Annotated in this window: 17 protein-coding genes and 2 tRNA genes; 11 read left to right on the top strand and 8 right to left on the bottom strand. The window is 72.2% G+C overall.

Going from position 1 to position 20,735, the window contains the following annotated elements:
- Nucleotides 1–77: 77 nt before the first annotated feature.
- Nucleotides 78–1,943 carry a putative bifunctional diguanylate cyclase/phosphodiesterase gene (locus tag Q5694_RS15465; protein ID WP_333933526.1) on the top strand — a complete coding sequence of 622 codons (1,866 nt, stop codon included), beginning with the start codon at nt 78–80 and terminating at the stop codon, nt 1,941–1,943.
- On the opposite strand, the gene Q5694_RS15470 is transcribed toward Q5694_RS15465, so the two are convergent.
- Nucleotides 1,913–3,010 (bottom strand): LLM class flavin-dependent oxidoreductase, encoded by a 1,098-nt coding sequence (locus Q5694_RS15470; protein WP_333933527.1) that lies wholly within the window; start codon nt 3,008–3,010, stop codon nt 1,913–1,915. The two genes, Q5694_RS15465 and Q5694_RS15470, sit on opposite strands and share 31 nt — an antisense overlap.
- Before the next feature lie 121 nt (nt 3,011–3,131).
- Complete coding sequence (locus tag Q5694_RS15475) at nt 3,132–3,860, bottom strand: maleate cis-trans isomerase family protein (RefSeq protein WP_333933528.1); 729 nt, start codon at nt 3,858–3,860, stop codon at nt 3,132–3,134.
- Between the two features lie 306 nt (nt 3,861–4,166).
- Between Q5694_RS15475 and Q5694_RS15480 the strand changes: the two genes are divergently transcribed.
- The 7 genes from Q5694_RS15480 (at nt 4,167) to Q5694_RS15510 (ending at nt 9,424) form a co-directional block, all read left to right on the top strand.
- Nucleotides 4,167–5,114: a D-2-hydroxyacid dehydrogenase gene (locus Q5694_RS15480; protein ID WP_333933529.1), complete on the top strand. Its 948-nt coding sequence runs from the start codon at nt 4,167–4,169 to the stop codon at nt 5,112–5,114.
- Between the two features lie 122 nt (nt 5,115–5,236).
- The gene (gene ehuB / locus Q5694_RS15485; protein ID WP_333933530.1) at nt 5,237–6,163 is read left to right on the top strand and encodes an ectoine/hydroxyectoine ABC transporter substrate-binding protein EhuB; all 927 of its coding nucleotides are present in this window, start codon (nt 5,237–5,239) and stop codon (nt 6,161–6,163) included.
- The gene (gene ehuC / locus Q5694_RS15490; protein WP_333933531.1) at nt 6,160–6,861 is read left to right on the top strand and encodes an ectoine/hydroxyectoine ABC transporter permease subunit EhuC; all 702 of its coding nucleotides are present in this window, start codon (nt 6,160–6,162) and stop codon (nt 6,859–6,861) included. The genes ehuB and ehuC overlap by 4 nt, the downstream gene beginning before the upstream one ends.
- Entirely contained in the window at nt 6,858–7,508 is a 651-nt protein-coding gene (ehuD, locus tag Q5694_RS15495; RefSeq protein ID WP_333933532.1) for an ectoine/hydroxyectoine ABC transporter permease subunit EhuD, read from the top strand. Before ehuC ends, ehuD begins: the two co-directional genes overlap by 4 nt.
- Nucleotides 7,498–8,292, top strand: a complete 795-nt coding sequence (gene ehuA / locus Q5694_RS15500; protein WP_443040879.1) for an ectoine/hydroxyectoine ABC transporter ATP-binding protein EhuA — start codon at nt 7,498–7,500, stop codon at nt 8,290–8,292. Before ehuD ends, ehuA begins: the two co-directional genes overlap by 11 nt.
- A gap of 198 nt (nt 8,293–8,490) precedes the next feature.
- The gene (locus Q5694_RS15505) at nt 8,491–9,252 is read left to right on the top strand and encodes an IclR family transcriptional regulator (protein ID WP_333933533.1); all 762 of its coding nucleotides are present in this window, start codon (nt 8,491–8,493) and stop codon (nt 9,250–9,252) included.
- Between the two features lie 95 nt (nt 9,253–9,347).
- Nucleotides 9,348–9,424, top strand: a tRNA-Lys gene (locus Q5694_RS15510).
- Nucleotides 9,425–9,802: 378 nt separating this feature from the next.
- Here Q5694_RS15510 and Q5694_RS15515 read toward each other — a convergent pair.
- The 3 genes from Q5694_RS15515 to Q5694_RS15525 all read right to left on the bottom strand — a co-directional run bounded on the left by Q5694_RS15515 (nt 9,803) and on the right by Q5694_RS15525 (nt 13,084).
- Entirely contained in the window at nt 9,803–10,408 is a 606-nt protein-coding gene (locus Q5694_RS15515) for a lytic polysaccharide monooxygenase auxiliary activity family 9 protein (protein WP_333933534.1), read from the bottom strand.
- A gap of 101 nt (nt 10,409–10,509) precedes the next feature.
- On the bottom strand, nt 10,510–11,631 hold the full coding sequence (locus tag Q5694_RS15520; protein WP_333933535.1) for an SPFH domain-containing protein: 1,122 nt from the start codon (nt 11,629–11,631) through the stop codon (nt 10,510–10,512).
- A 136-nt stretch (nt 11,632–11,767) separates the two neighbouring features.
- On the bottom strand, nt 11,768–13,084 hold the full coding sequence (locus tag Q5694_RS15525; RefSeq protein ID WP_333933536.1) for a peptidoglycan-binding protein: 1,317 nt from the start codon (nt 13,082–13,084) through the stop codon (nt 11,768–11,770).
- Nucleotides 13,085–13,283: 199 nt separating this feature from the next.
- Here Q5694_RS15525 and Q5694_RS15530 point away from each other — a divergent pair.
- The 3 genes from Q5694_RS15530 to Q5694_RS15540 all read left to right on the top strand — a co-directional run bounded on the left by Q5694_RS15530 (nt 13,284) and on the right by Q5694_RS15540 (nt 17,959).
- A tRNA-Lys gene (locus Q5694_RS15530) sits at nt 13,284–13,357 on the top strand.
- A 664-nt stretch (nt 13,358–14,021) separates the two neighbouring features.
- A complete protein-coding gene (locus Q5694_RS15535) occupies nt 14,022–16,022 on the top strand; it encodes a glycosyltransferase family 2 protein (RefSeq protein ID WP_333933537.1) in 2,001 nt (666 codons plus the stop codon).
- The gene (locus tag Q5694_RS15540) at nt 16,019–17,959 is read left to right on the top strand and encodes a kelch motif-containing protein (protein WP_333933538.1); all 1,941 of its coding nucleotides are present in this window, start codon (nt 16,019–16,021) and stop codon (nt 17,957–17,959) included. The genes Q5694_RS15535 and Q5694_RS15540 overlap by 4 nt, the downstream gene beginning before the upstream one ends.
- An 80-nt stretch (nt 17,960–18,039) precedes the next feature.
- Here Q5694_RS15540 and Q5694_RS15545 read toward each other — a convergent pair whose 3' ends face one another.
- From Q5694_RS15545 to Q5694_RS15555, 3 genes are all read right to left on the bottom strand, one after another.
- Nucleotides 18,040–19,077, bottom strand: coding sequence for a glycoside hydrolase family 6 protein (locus Q5694_RS15545; RefSeq protein WP_333933539.1), 1,038 nt, complete (start codon nt 19,075–19,077; stop codon nt 18,040–18,042).
- 329 nt (nt 19,078–19,406) lie between these two features.
- On the bottom strand, nt 19,407–20,084 hold the full coding sequence (locus Q5694_RS15550; RefSeq protein ID WP_333933540.1) for a class F sortase: 678 nt from the start codon (nt 20,082–20,084) through the stop codon (nt 19,407–19,409).
- Nucleotide 20,085: 1 nt separating this feature from the next.
- A complete protein-coding gene (locus Q5694_RS15555; RefSeq protein ID WP_333933541.1) occupies nt 20,086–20,712 on the bottom strand; it encodes a hypothetical protein in 627 nt (208 codons plus the stop codon).
- Nucleotides 20,713–20,735: the final 23 nt, after the last annotated feature.

Below are 20,735 nucleotides of genomic sequence, written 5' to 3' on the forward strand. Positions count from 1 at the left end.
GGCTGGAAGGCCCTGGGGCCAGCCTCTATGATCGGCACACTTTCCTGACCTTTCCTGCACGGACAGAGATCGAATACATGCGGGAGCGAGCGGTGAGCGGAACCTCCGAAGGGCCGGCGCCCGCGGCAGACCTCGACCGGCCGGTCGTCACAGAGAGTGAGATCGACACGTCTCCCCGTACCGAGAGCCCGTCACGGCAGCCCTATCGCTCCGTCTTCACGGCCGCCCCGCTCGCCATGGCCGTCGTGGACCGCGAGGGGGCCGTCGTCAGCGCCAACGACGCGCTCGCCGCGCTGCTCGGCAGCGGCCCGGACGAGCTCGCCGGGTCGGCCGCCGCCGACCTGGTCGACCTCACCTCCGACACGCGCACCTGGCACGCCTACCGCGAGGTGCTGCGCGGCCGGCAGTCACGGCTGCGCTGCACCCGGCGCCTGAAGCACCCCGACGGGCACTCGCTGTGGGTGCAGGTGACGGTCGCCCCGCTGCCCGGCGAGGACCAGGGCGTGCTGCTGTCGGTCGCCGACATCAGCGCCCGCCGTGAACTCCAGGCCCGCCTGCGGCACTTGCAGATGCACGACCCGGTGACCCGGCTGCCCAACCGCACCCTGTTCTTCGAACGCCTGTCGGCGGCGCTGGAGGCCGAGTCGTACGAGCAGAGCGGCACCGGCCGGATCGGGCTGTGCTACCTGGACCTGGACGGCTTCAAGGCCATCAACGACACCCTCGGCCACCGCGTGGGCGACCGGCTGCTGGCCGCCGTCGCCGAGCGCCTCATGGCCTGCGCGGACGAGGCCGGGCACTCGCGGACCACCGTCCCGCTGGTGGCCCGGCTCGGCGGTGACGAGTTCGCGCTGCTCGTGGAGGACTCCACCGGCACCGAGCAACTGGCCGAGCTGGCCGAGTCGGCACTGCGGGCGGTCCAGGACCCGTTCGACATCTCCGGGCAGCGGCTGTCCGTCTCGGCGTCGATCGGCGTGGTCGAACGGCATGCGGCCGGGACCACCCCGACGGCCCTGATGCAGGCGGCCGACACGACGCTGTACTGGGCGAAGGCCGACGGCAAGGCCCGCTGGACCCTGTTCGACCCGGAGCGCAACGCGCACCGCATGACCCGGCAGGCCCTGGCCTCCACGCTCCGCCCGGCCATCGAGCGCGGTGAGTTCCGGCTGGAGTACCAGCCGCTGGTGGGCATGGAGGACGACCGGCTGCACGGCGTCGAGGCGCTCATCCGCTGGAATCATCCTCAGTTCGGCGTACTGACGCCGAATCGGTTCATCGGACTGGCCGAGGAGGACGGTTCGATCGTGCCACTGGGCCGCTGGGTGCTGCGCACGGCCTGCGAGCAGGCCCGCCGCTGGCAGCTGGACCACCCCGACGAGCCGCCGATCTTCGTCAGCGTGAACGTGGCCGTGCGGCAGATCTGGGACTCCGACCTGGTGGCGGACGTGGCGGAGGTGCTGGCCGGGACGGGACTGGAGCCGCACCTGCTGCAGCTGGAGCTCACCGAGTCGGCCGTGATGGGTTCGGCGGGCCGCCCGCTGCAGACCCTGAAGGCCCTCAGCGACATGGGCGTGCGCATCGCCATCGACGACTTCGGCACCGGCTACTCGAACCTCGCCTACCTCAGCCGGCTGCCCGTGTCGGCCCTGAAGCTGGACGGCTCCTTCGTGCGGGGCTTCCAGTACGACGACCGGGAGGCGGCCGCGCGGGCCAACCCGGCCGACCAGGTGGTCGTCGAGGCGATGATCCAGCTCGCGCACCGGCTCGGGCTGACCGTCACGGCCGAGTGCGTGGAGACGTCGGCGCAGGCCACCCGGCTGCGCAGCATCGGCTGCGACACCGGACAGGGCTGGCTCTACTCCCGTCCGGTGCCGCCGGACCGGATCTCCGAGCTGCTGGGCGCGCCGGGCGTTCAGGCCGAGGCGGGCGTCGGCAAGCCGTAGGCGTCGGCGATCAGCTCGTAGGAGCGGACGCGGACGTCCCCGCCGTGCGCGTTGGCCGTGATCATCAGCTCGTCGGCGCCGGTGCGCTTGGCCAGGTCGTCCAGGCCGGAGCGGACCTCGTCCGGGGTGCCGTGGACGACGTTGGCGTTCCAGGAGTCGACGAACTCGCGCTCCATCGGGCTGAAGGCGTACGCCTCCGCCTCCTGTGGGGTGGGGACGAGGCCGGGGCGGCCGGTGCGCAGCCGGACCATGTTGAGGGCGGCGGCCAGCACCTGCCGGCGGGCCTCGCGCTCGTCGTCCGTGGCGAGCGCGGAGACGCCGATGAGGGCGTACGGCCGGTCGAGCACCGCGGACGGCCGGAAGGACTCGCGGTACAGGTCGAGCGCCGGAATCGTGTTCTGCGCCGAGAAGTGGTGCGCGAAGGCGAAGGGCAGCCCGAGGACGCCGGCCAGCCGGGCGCTGAAGCCGGAGGAGCCGAGCAGCCAGATCGGCGGGCGGTGCGGGGACTGGACACCGCCGGGGGAGGTGGCCTGCACCGGGCCCGGTACGGCGTGGATGCGGCGGTAGGGGTGCCCGTCGGGGAAGTCGTCGTCGAGGAACCGGGTCAGCTCGGCGAGCTGCTGCGGGAAGTCGTCGGCGCCCTCGTCGAGGCGCTCGGTGCGGCGCAGGGCGGCGGCGGTGGCGCCGTCCGTGCCCGGGGCGCGGCCGAGGCCGAGGTCGACGCGGCCGGGAGCCATCGCCTCCAGCGTCCCGAACTGCTCGGCGATCACCAGCGGGGCGTGGTTGGGCAGCATGACGCCGCCCGAGCCGAGGCGGATGCGGTCGGTGTGGGCGGCCAGGTGGGCCAGGATCACCGCCGGGGACGAGGAGGCCACACCCGGCATGGAGTGGTGCTCGGCGACCCAGTACCGGTGGAAACCGCGGCGCTCGGCCAGGCGGACCAGCTCGACGCTGGTGCGCAGCGCGTCGGAGGCGGTGCGGCCGGCCCCCACGGTGACCAGGTCCAGTACGGAGAGGGGGACGGGGGCGCTGCCCTGCGCTGCGCCGCGAATCTCGTCTGCCGCCACGGTGGGGTGCCTCCTGCTGTGAGCCGTGTGCTGTCGTCCCGGCTCTAACAGGGGACTGTCTCCGGTTATTCCCGGCGATCCACGGCGGCCTGGCCGGTCGAACGCGGGCGGCGCCCCGGAATCAGGCCTGGACGATCGGTTCGCGGGTGAACAGGGCGCCCAGCTCCGGGGCGTTCACCCGGCGGTCCGCCAGACGCAGGGCCTCCCAGACCGTGACCTGGTTGGCGGTGAGGACCGGCTTGCCGAGCTCCTTCTCCAGGGCCGGGATGTGGGCCGCGGTGTGCAGGTCCGTGCCGGGCAGCAGGAGCGCCTCCGCCTCGGGGTGGTCGCTCTCGCGTGCGAAGGCGAGGAGTTCGGCCTCGCCCCAGCCGCCCACCTCCCCCGCCGGGGTGCCGCCGGAGCCGCGGACCGAGACGACGTCGACGCCGTCCGAGCGCAGGAACTGCGCGAAGAGCTGCGCCACCTCCTGCGGGTACGTCGCACCGACGGCGACCCGCCGCGCGCCGAGTTCCCGCACCGCGTGCACGAAGCCGAAGGACGTCGAGGAAGCGGGCATGCCGGCCGCCTGGGCCAGGGTGCGGACCTGGTCCTGCGCACCGTCCCAGCCCTGGACGAAACCGCCGCTGGTGGACGCCCACACCACGGCGTCCGCGCCCGCGTGCCGCAGCTCCTGGACCTCGGCCGCCAGCCGCGCGGCCGAGTGCGCCCCCTGCGCGTCCAGCCGGTGGGCCTCCTCACCGAGGTCGGTGTGCACCAGTTCCACCCGGATGTCGCTGCCCAGCAACTGCTCGATGCGCGGATAGTCGTCGTCGGCGGAGTGGCCCGGGTAGAGAAATCCCAGCGCTGTCATGTCCAGCCTTCCTGCTGCTTCGCTTCCGGTACTACGGGTCCGGGTACCCAGTCGGAGCAGCGCCCCCCACCCCCGTCACCGGGTTGGCCGAGATCGCCGGGGCGCGCGGTTCGGCCTGCGGCCGGCGAAGGCAGCGGTTCCACCTCCGGCGACAGGTGCGCCACCGTGCGTGTTGACGGCCGCGGGCCGGGCTGCCAGCGTGGGCGGTCCGCCCGGATCGGCCCGGCCGGCACCGGGCCTCCGCGTCGTCACCGCCCGGCGTCCGCGCCGGCCCACCCCGCCCAGCGGCTGGAGGAACGGCTGCTCATGCCCACGCCCACCCTGCTCGTCCTGGACGCCGAGCCCCTCCCCCGCCTGGGCCGCCTCACCGGCCGGGTCCGGGTCGAGCACACCGACGCGTCCGGGCTGGCCGAGCACCTGCCGCGTGCGGACGTCCTCCTGGTGTGGGACTTCACCTCGCGCGCCGTACGGGACGCGTGGCCGGGCGGAGGGCCGCGCCCGCGCTGGGTGCACATCGCGAGCGCCGGCGTGGACCACGTGATGTGCCCCGAACTGGCCGCCTCCGACACGGTGGTGACCAACGCGCGGGGCGTCTTCGACCAGCCGGTCGCCGAGTACGTCGCCGCCCTGGTGCTGGCCATGGCCAAGGACCTGCCCCGGACGCTGGAGCTGCAACGCGCACGGACCTGGCGGCACCGCGAGTCACACCGGGTCGCCGGGAGCCGGGCCGTGGTGGTCGGGTCCGGCCCCATCGGCCGTGCCGTCGCCCGCACGCTGAAGGCGCTGGGCATCACCACGGCGCTGGTGGGCCGTACCTCGCGCGCCCGTGTGCACGGGCCCGAGGATCTGGACCGGCTGCTGTCCCGGGCCGACTGGGTGGTGGCGGCGGCACCCCTCACGGAGCAGACGCGCGGCATGTTCGACGCCCGCCGCTTCGGCGTGATGCAGCCCTCCGCCCGGTTCGTCAACGTCGGCCGCGGCCCGCTGGTCGTCGAGGAAGCCCTCGCCGAGGCCCTGGCGAAGCGCTGGATCGCCGGTGCCGCCCTGGACGTCTTCGAGACGGAACCCCTGCCCGAGGACAGCCCGTTGTGGCGGGCGCCGGGTCTGATCGTGTCCCCGCACATGAGCGGCGACACGGTCGGCTGGAGGGACGAACTGGCCGCGCAGTTCGTGGAGTTCTTCGAGCTGTGGACGGCCGGTGGGCCGCTGAGGAACGTGGTCGACAAGCGGCGCGGGTACGTCCCCGGACCGTGACGCCCCCGGGACGGGCGGGCGGCTGCCGGGGGGCGACAGGCCGGCCGGCGGAACCGCACGGGGCGCGTGCGGGGCTGGAAAAGACCTGAATAACTCGAAGGCGTTCGGGTAGCCGCGCGCCCATGGCTCCACCACACAGAAGCCCGAGAAGTCCAGAACCCATATCGACGAACGGATCGAGACCCACACGCCGGTCGCTGCTCGCGGGGGTGGCGGCGCTCGGCGCGCTGGGCGCCACCGGCTGCAGCCGGGTCGCCACCGCCTCGGACGTCGAGGGCGGTGACCTCCTCGACCGGCTCCGCGCCGCGGGCGTCGTCCGCCTGGGCATCGCCGGCGAGATCCCGTTCGGCTTCATCGACCGGAACGGCCGGCTGACCGGCGAGGCGCCGGAACTCGCCGAAGTCATCTTCCGGCGGCTCGGCGTCGACCGGGTGCAGCCGGTGCCGACCGAGTTCGGCTCGCTCATCCCCGGCCTGAACTCCCAGCAGTTCGACGTCGTCGCCGCCGGGATGTACGTCAACCCCGAACGCTGCGCTCAGGTCGTCTTCTCCGACCCCGACTACCAGATGCTCGACGCGTTCATCGTCCGCAAGGGCAACCCCAAGGGGCTGCACAGCTACAAGGACGTCGTCGAGAAGAAGGCCAGGTTCGCCACCGGGACCGGCTACGCCGAGATCCGGTACGCCGTCGAGGCGGGCTACGAGGAGAGCGACATCCTCATCGTCCCGGACCAGGTCGCCGGGCTCAACGCCGTCGAGGCCGGACGCGTCGACGTGTTCGCCGGCACGGCGCTCACCGTGCGCGAGGTCGTGAAGAAGTCCGCCAAAGCGGAGGCCACCGAGCCGTTCAAGCCGATCGTCGGCGGCGAACCGCACGTCGACGGGGGCGCGTTCGCCTTCCGTCCGACCGAGACGAACCTGCGCGACGCCTTCAACGTGGAGTTGCGCAAGCTCAAGAAGAGCGGCGAACTGTTCCGCATCCTCAAGCCCTTCGGGTTCACCGAAGCCGAGATGACGGACCTGACCGCGAAGGAGCTGTGCGGCGGATGACCCCGGGACTGTGGGAACTGGTACTCAAGGGCGTCTGGGTCACGATCCAGCTGCTCGTCCTCAGCACGCTGCTGGCCGCGGCGGTCTCCTTCGTCGTGGGCATCGCCCGCACGCACCGGCTGTGGATCGTCCGCTTCCTCGCGGGCTTCTACACCGAGGTGTTCCGCGGCACCTCCGCCCTGATCATGATCTTCTGGGTGTTCTTCGTGCTGCCGATCACCTTCGGCTGGCAGCTCGTCCCCCTGTGGGCGGCCACGCTGGCGCTCGGCCTGACCTACGGGGCGTACGGCTCCGAGATCGTGCGCGGGGCGCTGAACGCGGTCGACCCGGCGCAGAGGGAGGGCGGGATCGCGCTCAGCTTCACGCCCTGGCAGCGGATGCGGCTGATCCTGCTGCCGCAGGCCGTGCCGGAGATGGTCCCGCCGTTCTCCAACCTGCTCGTCGAACTGCTCAAGGGCACCGCCCTGGTGTCCGTCATCGGCATGGGTGACCTGGCGTTCAGCGGCAACCTGGTGCGGCTGGCACTGCAGGAGAGCGCGGAGATCTACACGTACGTCCTGCTGATCTACTTCGGGATCGCGTTCCTGCTCACGCGCGGCATGCGCGGGCTGGAGCGGAAGCTGAAGGCGGGCGCCGGGAAGAACCCCGACGGCGCGGCCCGGGCGCCCGAGCCGGCCGTGGCGGAGGCGGTGCGATGAACTGGGACTGGAGCGCTGTCTCCGACTTCATGCCGCACTTCTGGGACGGCCTGCTGGTCACGCTGCAGGCCCTGGTGCTCGGCTCGCTGATCTCCTTCGTGCTGGGCCTGGTGTGGGCGCTGCTGATGCGGGCGCCCTCGCGCTGGGTGACCTGGCCGGTCGGGGCGGTCACGGAGTTCGTCCGCAACACCCCGCTGCTGGTGCAGCTGTTCTTCCTCTTCTACGTGCTGCCCGAGTGGGGCGTGGCCTTCTCGGCGCTGACCACCGGTGTCGTCGGCATCGGACTGCACTATTCGACGTACACGATGCAGGTCTACCGCGCCGGCATCGAGGCGGTGCCCGCCGGCCAGTGGGAGGCGGCGACGGCGCTGAACCTGCCGCTGCGGCGCACCTGGACGGCCGTGATCCTGCCGCAGGCGGTCCGGCGGGTCGTCCCGGCCCTCGGCAACTACGTCATCGCGATGCTCAAGGACACCCCGATCCTGATGGCGATCACGGTGCTGGAGATGCTCGGCGAGGCGCGGCTGTTCGCGCAGGAGAGCTTCCGGTTCACCGAGCCCGTCACGTTGATCGGCGTGGCCTTCATCGTCATTTCCTACCTGGCCAGCCTTGGCCTGCGAGCCCTGGAGCGTCGCCTTGCCCACTGAGACCACCGACACCCTCCCCGACCCCGAGAAGCACCCCACCAGGAGCACCGGCGAGTTGATCCGGCTGGAGCAGGTGACCAAGCGGTTCGGCGACAACACCGTCCTGGATCGCCTGGACTTCTCCGTGGACGCCGGCAAGCACGTCACGCTGATCGGCCCCTCCGGGTCCGGCAAGACCACGATCCTGCGGCTGCTGATGACGCTGACCAAGCCCGACGAGGGCACCGTCACCGTGGACGGGCAGCGGCTGTTCCCGGCCTCCGACAAGGAGGTCCGCGAGGTCCGCAAGAAGATCGGGATGGTGTTCCAGCAGTTCAACCTGTTCCCGAACATGACGGTGCTGCGGAACATCACCGAGGCGCCCGTCACCGTCCTCGGCATGTCCAGGGACGAGGCGGTCGAGCGGGCCAGGGAACTGCTCGACCTGGTGGGCCTGGCCGACAAGTGCGACGCCCACCCCGGCCGGCTCTCCGGCGGCCAGCAGCAGCGGGTGGCGATCGCCCGGGCCCTGGCCATGCGCCCGAAGGTGCTGCTCCTGGACGAGGTCACCTCCGCGCTCGACCCCGAGCTGGTCGCGGGAGTCCTCGACGTCCTCAGGGACATCGCCCGCTCCACCGACATCACCATGCTCTGCGTGACCCACGAGATGAACTTCGCCCGGGACATCTCCGACCAGGTGCTGATGTTCGACTCGGGTCGCATCCTCGAGTCGGGCCCGCCGGAGAAGATCTTCAGCGATCCGGAGCAGGACCGCACCCGGGAGTTCCTCAGCGCAGTGCTCTGATTACGCCCGGTGACCAGGCAGAACGCGGATCGTCCGGACCGGGGCGCGTATCCGGCACCCGCCGGAGCGCCGTCGCCCCCGGTCCGGGCGGTCCCGATTCTTGTCAACCCCCGCTGCGCACAGGGCCTTTGCCCGTTAGCCTGGAACAGGTCGACCGACCGGATCACGGCCCTACAGCAAGCGCAGGGGGAGACCACCGTGGCGCTGAGGCACGAGCCGCCGACCACCCCGTCCCACTCGGTCCGGGACGCGCTGCGCGTGCTGGAGGCCGTGGCGCGCCGCCCCGGCGGCGTCACCGACACCGATCTCGCCCGGCACACCGGCATCGCCCCGGAGCGGCTGACCGCGCTGCTGCGCATGCTGCGCCGCGAGGGCTACGCCGAGCGGACCGCCGACGGCGCCCACGTCACCGGCGAGGCCCTGACCCGTCTCACCTCCGCCGGGCAGCGCGAGCAGGCGCTGCGGGACAAGGTCCAGCACACCCTCGACCGACTGCGCGACTCGGTCGGCGCCGCCGTCTACCTGAGCCGCTACCTCGACGGTGAGATCAGCGTCACCCAGTACGCCGACAGCCCCGCCACCCCCAAGGTCAACGAGTGGGTCGACTTCCGCTCCTCGGCGCACGCCACCGCCATCGGCAAGAGCCTGCTCACCCAGCTCGACCACGCCGGGCGCCGGGACCACCTGGCCCGGCACAGGATGGCCCGCCTGACCTCCCGCACCATCACCAGCGACCGGCTGCTGCTGTCCCGCCTGGAGGGCCAGCCGCCGACCGTGCCCGTCCTGGACCTGCAGGAGTACGCGGTCGGCACGGTGTGCGCGGCCGTGCCGGTCACGGCCGGCTCCTCCGTCGGCTGCCTGGCCCTGTCCCTGCCCGTCGAGCACGTTCACCGCCTGCGCCGGGCCGCCGAGGCCCTCAACCGCAACGCCGCCCCGGTCCTGCTCTCCATGGCGATCTAGGGCCGTCCGGGTGGTCAGGAGCACCCCTTCGGACCAGGTAGTATTTTCTCGTCGCCAGCCGCGGAAGGCCGTTTCCGCCGGTCGGCGTGAGTCATGCGCCGCTAGCTCAGTTGGTTAGAGCAGCTGACTCTTAATCAGCGGGTCCGGGGTTCGAGTCCCTGGCGGCGCACCATACGTCGAAGGGCCTCTCGTGGGAGCGAGAGGCCCTTCGACGTGTTCACGGCCGGATGGACGTCCCGCTGCCGTCCACGCTGGAGACGACGTCGCCCTGGGCACCGAGGGCCTGGGCGTGGGCGGTCCCGAACCGCGCGGAGGACGGCGATCACACCGAGGAACCCCGGCGCTGCTGCCGGCGCCCCGGATCCGCAGCCGGCGCCGTACGACGCCGGTGGGCCATGGGCGGTGCCGGGGCCGTGACCGGGCCGGGCACGACGCAGCAGACCACGCCCATCGCGCACCCCTGGGTCGATGCGCCGGACCGGGCGGCCGGCGTGGAACCTCCCCACGCCGGCCGCGCCGGTGACTCAGGACCTCGGAGGTGCGCCGGGCGTCAGAAGGTGACGTCCGAGCAGGCGTAGAACGCGTTGGCCGTGTCGGCGACCGTCCACACCGCGACGATCACGTGCCGGCCGCTCAGGCCCGACGGCAGCCGGCCGCTGTGCGAGAGCGTGGACGGCGGCCGCTGGCCGTTGTACGGAACCGTGAAGAACGGCGTCAGGTTGAGGTCGGACCGGGACAGGTTGTGGTTCTGGTTCCAGCCCGGCTTGGTGATGTAGTACTTGAAGTCGGTCGTGGCGTGCATGGCGGTGAACTGCCAGCGGAACGTGTAGTTCTGACCACCCGTCACCTTGGTGGCGGGCCAGGCGGCGCCGGACGGCGTCCGGGGCGCGCTGAGCTGGCTGAAGTGGCCGACGCCGCCGTTGCAGATCTGCCCGTCGGCCGGTCCGGAGGCCGGGAAGCCCTTCGGCCCCTCGACGCTCTGCGGTTCCCACTGGATGGAACCGCAGTTGGTCACGGTGCCGTTCTGGCAGAGCTTCTGCCGGCTGATGGGGAGGTCGGTGTAGCCGTGGCCGCTGGCGCCGCCGGAGGAGAGTACGAGGGCTCCGGTCGTGGCCAGTCCCACCGCGAGTGCGGACACCTTGGTCCTTGTGCGCATGCTGCCGCTCCTGGGAAACGTGGGGGAGGGTTCAGTGAGCCGTGCATGTAGGTCTAGACCAAGGTGAGCGTATGACCGTTAGTTGAACATGTCCATACCAATCACGGAGCTGTTTCCCCGCGACCCGAGCAGAACGCCACCGTCAGGTCCTTCACCAGCGCCTTGCGCTCGTAGTCGTCGAGTTCGACCAGTCCCCGCACGGTCAGCCGGGTCACCGTGTCCTCGACGGAGTCCACGACCGAGGTCAGCACGCTCGCCCGGTGCTGGGCGTCCAGCGCCGCGATCCGGCGGCGGTTCATCGCGGCGGCGACCTCGGGGGCGTACTCCACCCGCAATGGCTGCACCGAGTACACCTCCAGCCCGACCGGTGCCGCGTCGGCCGCGACCAGCCGCGTCAGCGCCTCACCCGCCGCCGGCCCGGCCGCCCGCGTCCCGCCCGGCATCTCCACGGGCACGCGGGCCAGCGCGGCCTCGACGCACTCGCGCAGGTACGTCTCGTGGTCCTCGACGCCCAGCGTGGCCCGGGCGGTGTCCCGCACCCGCCAGACCACGAGGACCACCACGCGCAGCGCGACCCCGCTCGCGTCGGCCGCCGGGACCGGCTCGCTGCGCCAGTGCCGCAGCCGCACGTCCACCCGGCGGCGCAGCAGCAGCGGGTTGACCCACAGCAGGCCGGACCGGCGCACGGTCCCCCGGTAGCGGCCGAACAGATCCAGCACCCAGGCCCGCCCGGTGCGCCCCCGGGCCAGTCCGCCGAACCCGAACAGGCCGAGCGCACCGGCGCCCGCGTACGCCGCCCACTGCGCCGGACCCAGCCCGGCTCCGGACGCCGCCGGAAGCCGCAGCGCCTCCACCGCGAGCGGCGGCAGTACCCCGGCCCACCACGAGGTGGCCGCGCACCCGGCCGCCCCGCACAGCCCGGCGAGCACCCCGGCCGCACCGGGCAGCACCCGTGCGGGCCGCTCCGCCAGGGCGGGATCGACCCGCGGCACCGGACGGTGCGGCGCGGGCGCGGGCCGCCGCAGGCGCGGCTGCTCCCCCGTGCCCTGCCTGCGGCTGACGACCGCCGGCTTCAGCGCCACCGGCGCCGGGTCGGGGTCGTCACGGAACAGCAGGTGGACCGGGATCTCGGTGGTGCCCTCGTTCTGGATGAGCCGGGCGGACCGGGCCGGCCCCTCGGCCGGTGGGTCGGGCTCGGACGTGTGGGAAGTGGTCGTACTCATGCGTGCCTCCAGCCTCCGCGCCAGATGCGTCACAACGGTGGTCCCGGTGCCGGACCCGTTCGACGGGCCCGGCCGGGTGTCGGGGCCGGCCGGCGGGGACGCGGCCCGAGGGCCGGGGCCCCGCCGGCCGGCGGGATCACGAGAAGAGCCGCCGCCAGGTCTCCGGGCCCGGGTAGCCGTCCGCCGCTCCGCCCCGCCAGCCCTGGGTGCGCTGGAACGCCTCGACGGCCCGCCGGTCGGCCTCGGTCCAGCGGGGGCCCGGCCCGACCGCGTAGAACCTGCCGTACCCCTTGCGCACGAGCTGCTGCCCGAGCCGGGTCACGTAGGCGTTGTCCGCGCCCGGCCGGAACATCGCCCGCCCCGGGTAGCCCGGCACGCCGTGGGAGGCGGGCGGCGGCCCCTCCACCCCGCCCTCGACGTCCTTGCCCTTGCCCGTGACCAGCAGCTCCCAGGTGAGCGGGCCGGGCAGCCCGTCGGCGTCCGCACCCGTCCAGCCCTGCGCCCGCTGGAACGCCCGGGTCGCCCGCCGGTCGGCGTCGGTCCAGCGGGGTCCGGGGCCGGAGGCGTAGGCGCCCTGGGCCCCCCGGGCGACGAGCAGGCGGCCGAGCCGGGTGACGTACTCGTTGCTCGCTCCGGGGCCGAAATACGCCGCCCCGGGGAACGGCGTCACGGCCGGGGCGCCCGGGTTCCCGCTGCCGGGTTCGGGGGCGGGCTCCTCGGCGGCGACGCCCTTGTAGCGATAGGGGATGTACCGGTCGGAGTCGCTCCAGTAGGCGTACGGGGTGGGCTGCCGGCGGGTGTGCGGGCGGGTCTGCTCGTAGGCGGTGTAGGTGGTGTGCGCCTCGTCCGTCCAGCCGCCGAAAATGGTGACGTGCGAGCCGCTGGTGGGGGACGCCGCATTGTGGAACAGCAGAATGTCGCCCGGTTGGAGTTCCTCTTTCGTGATTCGATCCGCGTACTGGGCGAGACTGCCGGTCCATTCGTTCCCGGGCAGTTTCCAGGCCATCGAGACATAACCGGAGCAGTCCTGCCGGTAACCGTCGGACCAGTACGCGCTCATGGAGTACGGCACCTTCGCCGCGACCCAGATCTTGGCCCGGTCGATGATCTCCGCGCGGGTGATGGCGGTGGGCTGGGGTGCGACGGACTGCGGCGCCGGACGCCCGCCCGGCCCGTGCAGCGGGGCCCTCTGCCCCTGTGGGGTATCAGGCCCGTCACCTGCGGGGACGCCGCCCGGGCGGTGGGGTGCGTGCGGGGCGGCGGCGGCCGGTACGGCCTGTCCCGCACCGAGGGCGGCGGAGGCGACGGCGGCCAGGGCGAGGGCCCGGTGGGAGGCCGGGTGGGCGGTGCCGCGGCCGGTCCGGGAATGCGGCAGGACCCGCCGCCAGTGCACACATCCGGGACAGTCGCAGTCGCTCGCCGGGTCGAATTCCTCGAATACCGGAGTCTCCATGCGATTCCCCTCACACTTCCGGCGGAATGTACGGCACCCGTGCACGTGCGGGAGCGCGTCGCCAGTTTCGCAACTGTCGTCTGCGCGCGCATGCTGACGGTCCGAATGATGTACGCCGGGTCCGTCCGGGCGGGGTCCCGGGCCGCCCGGGGTGGTCCGGAGCACCCCCGCGCGTCCTGTAGAGTTTCCGTGTCAGCAGGCGCCGCTAGCTCAGTTGGTTAGAGCAGCTGACTCTTAATCAGCGGGTCCGGGGTTCGAGTCCCTGGCGGCGCACAGACGTGAAAGGCCCCTCGCGGAAGCGGGGGGCCTTTTCGCATCTCCGCGCGGACTCCCACGCTCCACCCCCTGGCCGAAACCTTTCTCCGCGCAGATCGCCACGCGCCGCCCGCGGGGACGGCTACTCTCTGGCCATGACGGCGCCGGGCCGTCAGCCGGCGACCCGGTGGGCGCCCGTGTGAACGGAACACACCCGCCGTCCGTACATGCTGCCGGGCCGGGCCCGCAGGCGCGGTGCGAGCGAGGAGGGCAGGAGGAGCGCGTCGACGACATCCGCGCCCGCTCGTCCGCACCCGCCCCGCGGAGCCCCCGCGCGCACCATCATGAGTGCGTATGACCGGTACACACCGGGTTGCGCATCTTGCGATCATGAGGGACGCCGTAGAACGCTGGGTCCCTGGTTTTGCAAGAAGCTGCGAATTGGTGATAGTTGGGGGGGTTCGTACCGGTTGTGCGGAGCGGCGGGAGTAGGGGCTCCCGCCGTGAGGCGATGCGCGGGGCGCATCTGCAACCGGAAGGTCGCGTTGCCGTGTCTATAGGGTGTGGATGACGTGGTGACCGCGACCCACCACCGAATACGCCTGTGCCGGTCGAGGGGGACCCAGCAGGCGGCAAGAAAGCTACGGAACACGCGGCTGTCCCGCGTGTGGGGGGAAGACTCATGACGTCGAGGCCCACGGGTGCCCGGCAGGACCACGACCCGTCCCGGACCACCCAGCTGAGGGTGCCGGCTCACCGGATGAGCACCACGGGGACGTTCCGGCGGATCAGGAAGACGCTGCCGCGCTACGACTACGAGCACTACAGCCGGCTCGCGGGCCCCCTCACCCAGCCCGATCCGCACAAGCCGTACCGGGTGCAGTACCGCTCGCTCATCTCGCAGGAGCCGCATCGCATCCGGGTCGCCCTGATGCTGGCCGCGGCACCGGTGCTCTCCCTGGTGCTGCTGTTCTGGCTGCTCCAGCCCGAGCACTGGACCGAGCGCGACTACCCGGCCTTCGACTGGCTGCCCGCGCTCGACATGGTGATGCTCGTCTCGATCGGCCTGATCGAGTTCTTCCGCTGCATGAACGTGCTGTCCAACGCGCACGCCACGCTGGTCGCCCGCGACCCGATCCCGGTAGTGCCCGAGACCGGCACGAGAGTGGCCTTCCTCACCTCCTTCGTGCCCGGCAAGGAGCCGCTGGAGATGGTGACGAAGACCCTGGAGGCGGCGGTGAGGATCCGCCACCGGGGCCTGATGCACGTCTGGCTGCTGGACGAGGGCGACGACCCCGAGGTGAAGGCGGTCTGCCGGCGCCTCGGCGTGCACCACTTCTCCCGCAAGGGCGTCGCGAAGTGGAACCAGGCCACGGGCCCGCACCGCGCCAAGACCAAGCACGGCAACTACAACGCCTGGCTGGAGGCGCACGGCGACGACTACGACTTCTTCGCCTCGGTCGACACCGACCACGTGCCGCTGCCCAACTACCTGGAGCGGATGCTCGGCTTCTTCCGCGACCCGGACGTCGGCTTCGTCATCGGCCCGCAGGTCTACGGCAACTACGACAACCCCATCACCAAGGCCGCCGAGTCGCAGCAGTTCCTCTTCCACGCGCTGATCCAGCGCGCGGGCAACCGCTACGGCTCCCCGATGTTCGTCGGCACCTCCAACGCCGTGCGCATCAAGGCGCTGAAGCAGATCGGCGGTCTGTACGACTCGATCACCGAGGACATGGCGACCGGGTTCGAGATGCACCGCCACAGGAACCCGGCCACCGGCCGCAAGTGGCGCTCGGTGTACACCCCGGACGTGCTCGCGGTCGGTGAGGGCCCGAGCGCCTGGACGGACTTCTTCACCCAGCAGATGCGCTGGTCGCGGGGGACGTACGAGACGATCCTCAAGCAGTACTGGAAGGGCTGGTACTCGCTGCCGCCGAGCAAGCTCTTCAACTACACGATGATGATCATCTTCTATCCGATGTCGGCCCTGAACTGGATCCTGGCGGCGCTCAGTTGCGCGCTGTTCCTGGGCCTGGGCGCCTCGGGTGTGAACATCGACCCGGCGGTGTGGCTGATGCTCTACGGCAACGCCTCGGCCCTGCAGATCGGCCTGTACGTCTGGAACCGCCGGCACAACGTCTCGCCGCACGAGCCCGAGGGCTCCGGCGGTGTGGCCGGCATGGTGATGTCCGCGCTGTCGGCGCCGCTGTACGCCAAGGCGCTCATCGACTCGATGCTGCGGCGCAAGAGCAAGTTCGTGGTCACGCCCAAGGGCGACTCGGCGAGCCCGGACCGCTGGTTCGGCACGTTCCGCTACCACTGGTACTTCGTCCTGATCTTCGGCGCCTCGATCGCGGCCGGCCTCGTCCTCGGTCACGCGCACCCGGCCATGATCATCTGGGCGACGTTCGCGCTGCTGATCACCGCCTCGCCCGTGTTCGCCTGGCGCTGGCAGCTGCGCCAGGACGCCAAGAAGCCCGCCGCTGACGCCGGGGACCCGGGACAGGAGGCCGCGGGGCCGCACCGGACGCAGCCGCTGCCCCCCGCGCCGCAGCAGACGCCGCAGACCCCGCGGCACACGCCCGGCTGGGCCGCCGCCCCCGGCGTGGAGGGGGAGGTCGGAGGGACCGACCAGACCATGCAGATCGCCCTTGGTGGACTTGGGGGACGTAAGGAATGAACGACCGTGCAGGCCGCCGCCGGGCCCGTCGACTCGCGATCGGCACGGCGGTGGTACTCGCGCTGGCCGGGATGAACGGACCGTGGCTCTACCGCTTCGGCACCGAGAAATACCACCAGTACACGATCAACAAGCCGGAGTACAAGGCCGCCAACGGCAAGTGGGAGATCGTCGATTTCCCCGAGGAGTACCGGCAGAACACCATCCACGCGGCGCTGCTGCGCACCGGCAAGGTGCTGCTCGTCGCGGGGTCGGGCAACAACCAGGACAACTTCGACGCGAAGAGGTTCGACACCCGGATCTGGGACCCGGTGAAGGGCACCGTCAAGAAGGTCCCGACGCCCGCCGACCTGTTCTGCACCGGCCACACCCAGCTCGCCAACGGCAACCTGCTGATCGCGGGCGGCACCAAGCGCTACGAGAAGCTCAAGGGCGACGTCACCAAGGCCGGTGGCCTGATGATCGTCCACAACGAGAACCCGGACGAACCGATCACGCTGCCCGCCGGCACGAGGTTCACGGGCAAGGAGAACGGCAAGACGTTCGTCTCCAAGGACCCGGTGCTCGTGCCGCGCGCGAAGAAGGTCTTCGACAAGGCGACCGGCAGGTTCCTGCGCAACGACCCCGGCCTGGGCCGGATCTACGTCGAGGCGCAGAAGCGGGGCAAGAAGTATGAGACGGGTACGCAGGACAACTACCGCGTGCACGGCCTGAAGGGCGCCGACGCCAGGAACACCTACGGCATCGCGCAGAAGCTCGCCCTCGACAAGAAGGACTTCCAGGGCATCCGGGACGCCTTCGAGTTCGACCCGGTGGCCGAGAAGTACATCAAGGTCGACCCGATGAAGGAGGCCCGCTGGTACCCGACGCTCACCACCCTGAGCGACGGGAGGATCCTCAGCGTCTCCGGCCTCGACGACATCGGCCAGCTCGTCCCCGGCAAGAACGAGGTGTTCGACCCGAAGACCCGGAAGTGGACCTACACGGACAAGGTCCGGCAGTTCCCGACCTACCCGGCGCTGTTCCTCATGCAGAACGGCAAGGTCTTCTACTCGGGCTCCAACGCGGGCTACGGGCCGGACGACGTGGGCCGCGACCCGGGCGTGTGGGACGTGGACACCAACAGGTTCAAAAAGATCCCGGGCCTGAGCGACCCGAAGCTGATGGAGACCTCCGGCACGGTGCTCCTGCCGCCGGCGCAGGACGAGAAGTACATGGTGATCGGCGGCGGCGGTGTCGGCGAGTCCCAGCGGTCCAGCGAGAAGACCCGGATCGTCGATCTCAAGGACCCGGAACCGCAGTTCGTGGACGGGCCGTCCCTGGACAAGGGCACGCGGTACCCGAACGCCTCGATCCTGCCCGACGACAGCGTGCTGATCTCCGGCGGCTCGGAGGACTACCGGGGCCGCGGTGACTCCAACATCCTCGAGGCGCGGCTGTACGACACGGAGAAGAACGAGCTGGAGCGGGTCGCCGACCCGCTGGTGGGCCGCAACTACCACTCCGGGTCGATCCTGCTGCCCGACGGCCGGGTGATGTTCTTCGGCTCCGACTCGCTCTTCGCCGACAAGGCCAACACCAAGCCGGGCGAGTTCGAGCAGCGCATCGAGATCTACACGCCGCCGTACCTGTACGGCGGCGCCGAACGGCCCGAGCTGTCGGGCGGCCCGCAGACCATCGAGCGCGGCGGCACGGGGACGTTCACCTCGCGCGATGCGGCGAAGGTGGAGAAGGTCCGGCTGATCCGGCCGAGCGCGGCCACGCACGTCACGGACGTCGACCAGCGGTCGATCGCCCTGGACTTCACGGCCGACGGCGACAGGCTGAAGGTGACCCTGCCCAAGAACCGCAACCTGGTCCAGGGCGGCTGGTACATGCTGTTCGTGACGAACGCCGACGGCACGCCGAGCAAGGCGCGGTGGGTGAAGGTGCCGTAGCAAGGCTTCCGGCCGACGAAGGGGCGCCCTCCGCTCGGGAGGGCGCCCCTTTGCGCGCGGTCGGTGGTCCGGCGCGTGGGTCAGCGGGAGGCCTTCGCGAGGTCCAGGGCGTAGTCCTCCCACCACTGGCCGGCCTTGGGGCCGCCCTTGCACTCGCCGTCGGACTCGCCCGGCCGCTTGACCCACAGGTAGGCGTCGACCAGCGGGTCGGCGGTCCTGGTCGTCGGGGCCTCGCCGAGGGCGCGGCCGGGCGGGTTGCACCAGCGCTCGTCCGGGTCGCCGCCGGTGTAGGGGCCCTTGCCGTTGCGGCTGGTGTCGATGACGAAGTGCTTGCCGCCGACCTTTGCGGACAGCCGCTTGCCGTAGGCGAGGGAGTCCTCGGTGGAGTAGAAGTTGGAGACGTTCACCGAGAAGCCGTCGGCGCGGGCGATGCCCGCGCGTTGGAGGGGCTCGAAGATCTGGTCGGGGTTCTGCCAGCCGGCGTTGCCCGCGTCGAGGTAGACCTTCGTGTTCTTCAGCGCCTTCAGCTCGCTGACGGCGCCGTCGAGGAGGTCGTAGCGCTCCTCGTGGAACTGCCGCGGGGTGCAGCCGTCCACGAGGTGGAGCAGCGCGTCCGGTTCGAGGATGACGGTGGCGGACCGGTCGCCGATGCCCGCGGCCACGCCGTCGACCCACGCGCGGTAGGCGTCGCCGTCGGCGGCGCCGCCCTGGGAGTACTGGCCGCAGTCGCGGTGCGGGATGTTGTAGAGGACGAGCAGGGCGGTGCGGCCCGCCTTGTCGGCGGCCTCGGTGAGGCCCCGGGTCTGTTCCTCCGGGTCGTCCGGGCCGATCCACTCGGCGACCGGCTGCTCGGCGATCTTGCGGATCTGCTCGGCCTCCCGCTTCTTGCCGGCCTTCTCCAGTGCGGCCACCCGCCGGGCCGCCGTGCCGTCCGGGTTGACCCAGAACGGGGCGCTCTCGCGGGGCTGCCGGGTGCTCCCCGCGCCCGCCTTCCCGCCGTCGTCCCCGCCGCCCCCTCCGTCGGACGAGGAACATCCCGTGACCAGCAGTGCCGCCCCCAGCACCACCGCGGACGCCCGCCTGCGCGCGGACGCCCCGACCCCCCTGCTGCCGTACATCCAACTCCCCCTCGGGTGCACCCGTTCCAAGGCTCAATCCTGACATACGTCCCGTGGCGCCCACGCGGTTCGAAGTCCACCCGCATGGTGACGCAGCGCCACCGTATCGGGACCTGGCGTCATCCACCCCCTAGGCCCGGACGGCCTGCGGGCTCTAGAGTCGGTGGGCGGGGCCGGGTCTTCGGCCAGAGGTTCACCCACCGTGGCTCCCGTGGCCTCCCGCGCGGCTCGCCGGGTCACTCCCGCAGCCCGTGCGCGCGCGGTCGAGGACGGACCCGGTCGGCGGCTCCAGGGGGAGCGGGCCGCCGACCGGGTCCGGTGGCCGTCCGTCAGCGGCCGGTTCCCGTCAGGTACGCCGAGACCACCACGTTCGCCGTGTAGCTGCGGGTCGCCCGGTCGAAGCTGCCGCCGCAGGTGACCAGCCGCAGCTCGGCCCGCCCCGACTCCCGTGGCCCGTACGCCTGGTGGGCGTCGAAGCGCTCACGCGTGAGGACCTGGACGGACTCGACCGTGAACTCGGCGATCCGGCCGTCGGCCCGCACCACCCGGATCGTCTGGCCCGGGCGCATCTCGCTGACCCGGAAGAAGACGGCCGGCCGGGCGTCGGTGTCCACGTGGCCGACCATCAGCGCGGTGCCGCGGGCCCCGGGCGCCGCGCCTCCGGCGTACCAGCCGACCACGCCCGGCTGGCCGAAGGGCGGCGGGTCGGGAGCCCCCCGGGCGTCCAGACCCCGCGCCAGCACCGGGGCCTGGACGCCGAGCCCGGGGATGTCCACGCGCTGCGGCACCGCGTCGCCCAGCGGCCGGTGCGCGGGCGGCAGCTTCACGTCCGGGGGCCGCCCGGCCGCGGCCATGTCGCCGGTGGTGGGGGCCGAGATGCCGTGCCGCACCTCGGTGACCTCGCGGCCCCACAGCCACAGCCCCAGCAGCAGCACCACCCAGGCCACGCCCGCGAGCATGCGGCCGGTGCCGTAGAGACGCCGGTACGTCTGATCGTGGTCGGACATGTCAGCCCGTCCCCCGTCGCCTGCGGACACCGCCGAGCGCGACGGCCGCGGCGGCCACGCCCGCGAGGACCAGCCCGGTCACGCCCTGGGCCGTGCCGGGTCCGGTCGCGCGCTCCCCGCCCGCGACGAGGCCGGCGGCTCCGCCGCCGCCGGCCCGGACGGGCGCGACGGGTGAGGCCGGTGCGCTCGGCACGCGCTCGTCCCCGGCCGGGGCGGACGGCTGCCCGCCCTTGCCGGGCACGGGCGGTTGCCCCGCGGTCCCGGGAACGGGTCCGGACAGGGGCCGCGGGCCGTCGCCGTCCCGGACGGTGAGGGTGCCGGTCCGCGTGGTCCTCCCACAACCGATCCGCACCGGGTACGCGCCCGGCTCCAGCGTGGAGCGGACGCGGCTGTCGCCGGTGAGTGTCCGGTCGCCGGCGACGGCGAGCCGCGCCGGCCCGACGAACGCCGCGGAGACGGCGACGGCCGTGCGCCGCGCGCAGTCGGTCACGCGGAGCGTGACGTCACTGCCGGGCGCGGGAGCCGCCGGGGTCACCGTGACGCCCCCTCCGTCCGCCGCGTGCGCCGCCGGGGAGAGAAGGACCGCGGCCAGGACGCCGGTGCAGACAGTGACTTTCAGGGAACCCATCGTGAACCTCCAGACGCCTGGAG

The organism is Streptomyces sp. AHA2 (assembly GCF_036857595.1).
Classification (GTDB): Bacteria; Actinomycetota; Actinomycetes; order Streptomycetales; family Streptomycetaceae; genus Streptomyces.

Excerpts from the sequence above, each read along its gene's own strand:
- Q5694_RS15520 (WP_333933535.1), bottom strand. The coding sequence starts at position 11,631 with ATGAGTACGACCACTTCCCACACGTCCGAGCCCGACCCACCGGCCGAG.
- ehuD (WP_333933532.1), top strand. The coding sequence starts at position 6,858 with ATGAACTGGGACTGGAGCGCTGTCTCCGACTTCATGCCGCACTTCTGG.
- Q5694_RS15525 (WP_333933536.1), bottom strand. The coding sequence starts at position 13,084 with ATGGAGACTCCGGTATTCGAGGAATTCGACCCGGCGAGCGACTGCGAC.
- Q5694_RS15550 (WP_333933540.1), bottom strand. The coding sequence starts at position 20,084 with ATGTCCGACCACGATCAGACGTACCGGCGTCTCTACGGCACCGGCCGC.
- Q5694_RS15465 (WP_333933526.1), top strand. The coding sequence starts at position 78 with ATGCGGGAGCGAGCGGTGAGCGGAACCTCCGAAGGGCCGGCGCCCGCG.
- Q5694_RS15515 (WP_333933534.1), bottom strand. The coding sequence starts at position 10,408 with ATGCGCACAAGGACCAAGGTGTCCGCACTCGCGGTGGGACTGGCCACG.
- Q5694_RS15480 (WP_333933529.1), top strand. The coding sequence starts at position 4,167 with ATGCCCACGCCCACCCTGCTCGTCCTGGACGCCGAGCCCCTCCCCCGC.
- Q5694_RS15545 (WP_333933539.1), bottom strand. The coding sequence starts at position 19,077 with ATGTACGGCAGCAGGGGGGTCGGGGCGTCCGCGCGCAGGCGGGCGTCC.
- Q5694_RS15475 (WP_333933528.1), bottom strand. The coding sequence starts at position 3,860 with ATGACAGCGCTGGGATTTCTCTACCCGGGCCACTCCGCCGACGACGAC.
- Q5694_RS15540 (WP_333933538.1), top strand. The coding sequence starts at position 16,019 with ATGAACGACCGTGCAGGCCGCCGCCGGGCCCGTCGACTCGCGATCGGC.
- Q5694_RS15535 (WP_333933537.1), top strand. The coding sequence starts at position 14,022 with ATGACGTCGAGGCCCACGGGTGCCCGGCAGGACCACGACCCGTCCCGG.
- ehuC (WP_333933531.1), top strand. The coding sequence starts at position 6,160 with ATGACCCCGGGACTGTGGGAACTGGTACTCAAGGGCGTCTGGGTCACG.
- ehuB (WP_333933530.1), top strand. The coding sequence starts at position 5,237 with ATGGCTCCACCACACAGAAGCCCGAGAAGTCCAGAACCCATATCGACG.
- Q5694_RS15555 (WP_333933541.1), bottom strand. The coding sequence starts at position 20,712 with ATGGGTTCCCTGAAAGTCACTGTCTGCACCGGCGTCCTGGCCGCGGTC.